This window comes from Polaromonas sp. P3_C2 (assembly GCF_056402675.1).
Map to the genome: position 1 here is coordinate 1 of NZ_JBFUGX010000254.1, position 5717 is coordinate 5717.

The 5717-nt window shown below is 63.3% G+C and carries 5 protein-coding genes; 1 reads left to right on the forward strand and 4 read right to left on the reverse strand.

Features of this window, described 5'->3' with window-relative positions; all coding sequences use genetic code 11:
• The 4 genes from AC1DWI_RS12075 to AC1DWI_RS12090 form a co-directional block, all read right to left on the reverse strand.
• The coding region (locus AC1DWI_RS12075) for a wax ester/triacylglycerol synthase domain-containing protein (RefSeq protein ID WP_477724908.1) at positions 1–1274 on the reverse strand (1274 nt) is incomplete at its 3' end.
• Between the two features lie 110 nt (positions 1275–1384).
• Entirely contained in the window at positions 1385–2152 is a 768-nt protein-coding gene (locus AC1DWI_RS12080) for a hypothetical protein (protein WP_477670854.1), read from the reverse strand.
• Positions 2153–2367: 215 nt separating this feature from the next.
• The gene (locus AC1DWI_RS12085; protein WP_477670853.1) at positions 2368–2700 is read right to left on the reverse strand and encodes a hypothetical protein; all 333 of its coding nucleotides are present in this window, start codon (positions 2698–2700) and stop codon (positions 2368–2370) included.
• A gap of 203 nt (positions 2701–2903) precedes the next feature.
• Complete coding sequence (locus AC1DWI_RS12090) at positions 2904–4145, reverse strand: GNAT family N-acetyltransferase (RefSeq protein ID WP_477724909.1); 1242 nt, start codon at positions 4143–4145, stop codon at positions 2904–2906.
• 24 nt (positions 4146–4169) lie between these two features.
• Here AC1DWI_RS12090 and AC1DWI_RS12095 point away from each other — a divergent pair.
• The coding region (locus tag AC1DWI_RS12095) for an NAD+ synthase (protein WP_477724910.1) at positions 4170–5717 on the forward strand (1548 nt) is incomplete at its 3' end.

A 5717-nucleotide genomic window follows, 5' to 3' on the forward strand; every position in this document is an offset into this window, starting at 1 on the left:
GCCAGGTACAGCGGCACCGGCGGGCCCGGCACGTTGGAGATGGCCAGGTTGGCCACCATGGGCAGGCGGCTGGCGATACCGCTTTTGCCGTAGGCGTTCAGCGCCATCTTGGCTGYGCCGCCCACCAGCCACGGTGCCAGCAGCGAAGGGTAGTCGGTCGGCAGCAGGCCCTTCAGGCTTTGCATCGACGTTTTCACCTTGGCGGTCGATGCCATGATGGCGTTAATGCGCTTGAGCGGGTGGGCCAGCTGCGTGCCCAGTTCCACCAGGCTCATGCTCACCTGGTTGCCCAGGTTGCTGGCGTCGGTGGCGCCGGCTTCGCGCAGCGACACCGGCATGGCCGCCACCAGCGATTTTTTCGGCAGACTGTGGTGCTGCGTGAGGTAGCTGCGCAGTGCGGTCGAGCAGATCCACAAGACCACGTCGTTGAATGAGCCGCCCACCGCCTTGCCCATGGCCTTGCATTCGGCCAGCGGCAGGGTGGCCGTCACAAAGACGCGATCCGTGGTGATGCCGGTATTAAAGGGCGTTTGTGGCGCCAGCTTCATCGGCATCTTGGGCTTGATGCCGGTGGCCGAACTGGTGGTGGATTGTTTTGCCAGCGTGCTGCCAAAGGTGCTGGCCGCAGACGGCAGCGCCTTGGCCAGTTTGGCCAGCTGGCCCAGCGAACTCGAAAACACCGAGCCGATCATCTTGCCCAGCTTCAGGTCAGCCTCGGTTTTGCGGCGGCGGGCAGGGTCGGGCGGCGGCACCTCGCGCGGCACCGGGCTGAAATCGAGCAGGGCATTGGCCAGCATCACGCCGCCCTTGCCGTCCAGCGCCGCATGGTGAATCTTCGAGAAAAATCCGGCCACCACCTTGCCGCCCTGCGATGCGGGCAGCTGGATGCGGTCAAAAATATAAAACTCCCAGAGCGGGAAATTGCGGTCGATGACCTCGCTGTGCAGTTGCGCGCACAGCTTGTGTACCTCGGCCAGCGTCATGGGCGCCGTACCTTTTTTGGCAGAGTCCGCGCGGCGGATGTGAAAGTCGATATCCACCGAGTCAGCGTCGACCCACAGCGGGTGGCCCAGATCCAGCGGCATGAACACCAGCTTGCGGCTGAACACCGGCGCCAGGTGCATGCGTCTGGCGATGTGCGCTTTGACCGCCTTGTGAAAACTGCCCTTGAAGCCCTCCGGCAGTTCGCACAGGTTGAGCGAGCCCACATGCATGGGCATCTCGGGGGTTTCAAGGTAAAGAAAGGTTGCGTCGAGTCCGGTCAGGGATTTCATTGTTGTTGTCTCCGTGAGGGAGACATTAACCGAGCGGGACGGGTTGCGGCACTAGGGTTTGCCGTAGCGGCAGCTGTCACGCCAGGCTCAGCGCGCGGCCGTGATTGCGTTCAAGCTTCGCAGTCGCCCAGCATTCCTTGCTCATCGTCGTTGAGTCCGGCGACAGGCGTCGCCTTGGCCAGCACCATCCATACGCCCAGCGGTAGTTGCTGGCGCGTACGCCGCGGTGCGGCCCTCGCAACGGCCAGGCGCGTGTTCTCCAGCACCATCACACCGCACTCCAGCGGCACCTCGCTGGCATCGCCAATCGGCCGGCCTTTGGCGTCGCAACCGAGCACATACCAGCACTCCCCGCCCAGGTCGAGGTAGGCGGCGCGTTTTTCGGGGCGGCGCAGGTCGCCCAGCAGGTCGGAGCGGTGCACCTTGATCTCGTGCACGATCGGCTCGACATATTCCTGCACCGTGGTGTTGCGGATGGAAAACACGTCGGGCCGGGCGATGCACCAGCGGGCCTTGCCACCTTCTTCTTCGGGCGGCAGCTGGGCGCGCAGGCCCAGGCCGCGCCAGGTGATGCGGCCGGCCCGCACCATTTCGCAGGCCACCTGCTCGACCAGTGCCTCATGCTTTGAAAGCGCCGAGCGGTTGCGCACGAGCACGGTGGCCAGATAGGCCACGCCGGCATCGGTCACGCGCAGGGTTTCGTGGCCTGCAGGGCCGGCCACGCGCTGCAGCATGCCGGTGGCCAGCAGTTCGATTTCCAGCAGGTCCTGGCAGGGCCAGCCGGCGGAGCGGTAGACCTCACGCAGGCGCCGGGCGTGGGGGCGGCCCAGCGGAGGCGCAGGGTCGGCGGTCTGTGTAGCGGTCGCGATAGTGTTCATGGGGACATGGCGGCCTGGGCCGGGGGCAGGGTGGCTGCAAGCCTTGAAACCGTTCGGAAACAGGTCTGGAAGACAGAGCTTAAAACAAAGCTGGGTTTAAGGAAAACAGGCCACTGGCGCAATGCTGACGGGCGCGGGCAGCTATCAATACGATAGCGATTCCGCGCCGGCCGCACCGCGAAGCAGGCCGCCCGCCGGGCAAACGGCTTGAGGGGTCAAAGCGGGAGGATCTCGAATCGTGCGTTGTCCAGGTTGTCTCCCAGCGGCCGCATCGCCGCCAGAATCGCGTCGGTCTCGGCGTGTTGCCAGAGCGCAATGACCTGTTCTTCTGCCTCCGAGGCGTTCTCCAGCGGCAGGCCTTCGTGCAGCGTTTGCGTCAGCATGTAGGCCTGCAGCGAGGGCAGTACATATTCGGGGCCACCCAACGCGAATTCAAGCGCCATGCGAAAACGCAGTTCGGCCGCTGCGCGCTCGTCGGCGGTCAGGGTTGGGCATTCGACGAGGTTGACGGTGTACGTACGTTCGTTGGCGCGGTTGTTGTTGCTCATGGAAATTCCTTTGAACGGGCTTTATAGCAAATAACGCTTGCCCGTGTGATGACAGGTATGACGGGGGTTGCAGGTAAGGGGTGGGAGCGCGGCCAGTTCATGTTTTGCACAGAACATTTATGGAAAAAGTCCATGAAGCCCAATATGGACAAGCGCAAGCAGTTATGAAAAACGTAGCGCCTGCGGCCGCCGAAAGCCAGCACTCAAGCCGAAGTGCCCGGCGCAGCTTGCCTGAAAGGGCTGCGGCGTTCCAGGTCTTCCATGTAGTTGTCGATGCCGGCGCCTTCGCGCTCCAGGAAGCGCTCGACCGCGTCGGCGAACGAGGGGTGCGCCAGCCAGTGGGCGCTGGTGGTTTTGACGGGCAGCAGGGCGCGGGCCATTTTGTGCTCCCCTTGAGCGCCGCCTTCAAAGCGTTGGTAGCCGTGTTCGATGCACCATTGCAGCGGCTGGTAGTAGCAGGCCTCAAAGTGCAGGCAGTCAACACGGGCGAGGGCGCCCCAGTAGCGGCCGTACGCAACCAGGGACTGGTTTTCGGCACTTTCGTCGCCGTGATCCCTTTCAGTACGGGCGCTGACGGCGATCAGGCTTGTCGCGATGGGCCGCCGCTGGCCGTCGGCGTTGTGCTCCGCCACAAACAGCAGCCAGTTCTCCGGCATGGTSTCCTGCATACGATGGAAGAAGTCGCGGCTGAGGTAGGGAGCGTTGCCGTGTTCGTAATAGGTGCGCTCGTAGCAGCGGTAGAAAAAGTCCCAGTCGGCGTTGCTGATGTCTTTGCCCAGCGACCAGCGGAAAGTGATGTTTGCCTCGGCGACCTTGCGGCGCTCCTGGCGGATCTTTTTGCGTTTTTCCTGGCTGAGCGACGCCAGGAAGTCGTCGAAGTCGCGGTAGCCTGCTGGTGGTCCTGTCCAGTGGAACTGCACCGAATGACGCAGCATGAGGCCCGCCTCTTCGCAGGCCGCCACGTCTTCATCGGCGGTAAACAGCAGGTGCAAGGACGAGAGATCCTCTTGCGTGCACCAAGCCACCAGCGCCTTTACCAGCAGGGCACGTTCGACCGGCGTGCGGGCCAGCAGGCGGGCGCCGGGTACGGGGGTGAAGGGCACGGCGACCAGTGCCTTGGGATAGTACTCAAGCCCATGCTGCTGGTAGGCATTCGCCCAGGCGTGGTCGAACACGTATTCGCCGTAGGAATGCTCCTTGAGGTAAAGCGGAGAGGCGCCTGCAAGCACCTTGCCCTGCCAAAGGGTGACAAAGCGCGGCGTCCAGCCGGTTTCGGGCGTGKCGCTGCCGCTTTCGTGCAGTGCGGCCAGGTATTCGTGGCGCATGAAAGGGTTCGCGGGCTCGCCCGGGCTTTGCGCCGCCAGCAGGGCGTTCCACTCGGCCGCATTCACCTCCAGCGGTGAATTCAGCACGCGAATGACATAATCGTTTGAGTTCTTTTTCACGTGTTTTCGGGGTTCTACTTCAACATGCCACTCAAAATCTGCGTTGCCCAATTGAACTATTGCGTCGGCGATATGCCGGGTAATGCGCAAAAGATCATCGACGCTGCCCGCACGGCCTATGAGGGCGGCGCCCGGCTGCTGCTGACGCCTGAGCTGGCCATTTGCGGCTATGCGGCAGAAGACCTGTTCTTGCGCCCATCGTTCATCCAGGCCTGTGATGATGCCGTGAATCTGGTGGCCCGCGAGCTGGCCGGGTTAAAAGGCCTGACAGTGGTGGTGGGCACGCCCACCCACGGCGACAACGGCAAGGGGCTGCGCACCAAAAGCGTGGAAGTGCAGCAGCGCCACAACGCGGCCAGGGTGCTGCGCGAGGGCCGCGTCGTCGACACCTATGCCAAGCGCGAACTGCCGAATTACCAGGTGTTTGACGAACGCCGCTATTTCACGCCGGGGCAGGGCACTTGCGTGTTCCAGGCCGGGGAGGGCGATGACGCCGTCAGCGTCGGGCTGCTGATCTGCGAAGACGCCTGGTTTGAAGAGCCGGCACGCCTGGCCAGGGAAGCGGGGGCCGAACTGCTGGCGGTCATCAACGCGTCGCCGTTTCATGTCGGCAAAGGCGGCGAACGCGAGCAGATGATGCAGGTCCGGGCCCAGGCTACCGGGTTGCCGCTGATTTATGCGCACCTGGTGGGTGGGCAGGACGAAATCGTATTTGAGGGCGCGTCTTTTGCCTTGCAGGCCGATGGCGCGCTGGCCGGAAGGGCTGAAAGCTTCAAGGAAAATCTGTTTGTAATTCAGGCAGGACGAGCGCAAGCAGCTATTAAATTAATAGCAAGTACGGTGCCTGAACGCAGCCATGAGGCGGACCTGTGGGACGCGCTGGTGCTGGGCGTGCGCGACTACCTCGGTAAAAACGGCTTTCCGGGTGCCATTCTGGGGCTTTCGGGCGGCATTGATTCGGCACTGGTATTGGCGATCGCGGTGGATGCGCTGGGCGCCGACAAGGTGCGCGCGGTGATGATGCCTTCGCCCTATACGGCAGACATCTCCTGGATCGATGCGCGCGAGATGGCCGAGCGCGTGAAGGTGCGTTACGACGAGATTTCCATCGTGCCGGAGTTCGAGGCCTTCAAGGCTTCGCTGGCCGGTGAGTTCAAGGGCCTGAAGGAAGATACGACCGAGGAAAACATCCAGGCGCGTATCCGCGGCGTGTTTTTGATGGCGCTGTCGAACAAGTTCGGCTCCATCGTGCTGACCACCGGCAACAAGAGTGAAATGGCTACCGGCTATTGCACGCTCTACGGCGACATGGCCGGCGGCTTTGCGGTCATCAAGGACCTGCTGAAGACCACGGTGTTTCGCCTGGCGCGCTGGCGCAACGAAAACGACCCGTACGGCACGGGCAGCAACCCGATTCCCGAGCGCATCATCACGCGGCCGCCCAGCGCCGAGTTGCGGCCCGACCAGACCGACCAGGACAGCCTGCCGCCCTACGAGGTGCTGGATGCCATCCTGGAGCGCTACATGGAGAACGACCAGGGCGTGGATGCCATCGCCGCTGCCGGGTTTGAC